1 protein-coding gene is annotated in these 884 nt (G+C 70.9%); it reads left to right on the forward strand.

Translation table 11 applies throughout. The annotated features are described in order from the left end of the window. Positions 1-277: 277 nt before the first annotated feature. Positions 278-884: NAD-dependent epimerase/dehydratase family protein (locus BI06_RS22275; protein WP_149030461.1), on the forward strand; the 607-nt coding region annotated here is incomplete at its 3' end.

Consider the following 884-nt stretch of genomic DNA (forward strand, 5'->3'; position numbering starts at 1 on the left):
GCGGTCAGCGCCGCGACGGCGGCGGGCGCGAGCAGCCTCCGGTCGAAGGCCTTCGGCCCGGTCGGGCGCGGTCCGGCCGGAATCGGACGGGTGGGCTCCTTCTTGCGGTTCACCGGTGACGCCTCCGGATTCCTCGGCACACGGCCGCACAGGGCCGCACTGGGCCGCTCGGACAGGACGCAGAGATCTTTGTCAGCATTTCACCGAAATGTCCGATTGCTCGGCTCCGACTCGCCCGTGGCACCGGTACGAAACCCGCACACCCTAGGATTCGGCCATGACTTGGTTGATCACCGGCGGTGCCGGATACATCGGCGGGCACGTCGTGCAGCAGCTCCTCGACGCGGGCGAGCGCGTGGCCGTACTGGACGACCTGAGCACCGGTGACCGGGCCCGGCTGCCGAAGGAGGTCGTCCTGGTCGAGGGGTCGACCCTGGACCGGACCGCGCTGGACGCGGCCATCCGCGACCACGCGGTGGAGGGCGTCCTCCACTTCGCCGCCAAGAAGCAGGTCGGCGAGTCGGTCGAGCAGCCCTTCCTGTACTACCGGGAGAACATGATCGGCCTCCAGACCGTGCTGGAGGCCGCGGCCGAGGGCGGCGTCAAGCGCTTCCTGTTCTCCTCCTCCGCCGCCGTCTACGGCATGCCGGACGTCGACCTGGTCACCGAGTCGACCCCGTGCGCGCCGATGAGCCCCTACGGCGAGACCAAGCTGGCCGGCGAGTGGCTGGTCGCCGCGGCCGGCAAGGCCCACGGCATGTCCACCGTCGCACTGCGCTACTTCAACGTGGCCGGCGCCGCCTCGCCGGAGCTCTCCGACGCCGGCGTCTTCAACCTGATCCCGATGGTCTTCGAGCGGCTCACCGCCGGCCGGGCCCCGCTGG

The organism is Kitasatospora sp. MBT66 (genome assembly GCF_000710405.2).
Taxonomy (GTDB): domain Bacteria; phylum Actinomycetota; class Actinomycetes; order Streptomycetales; family Streptomycetaceae; genus Kitasatospora; species Kitasatospora purpeofusca.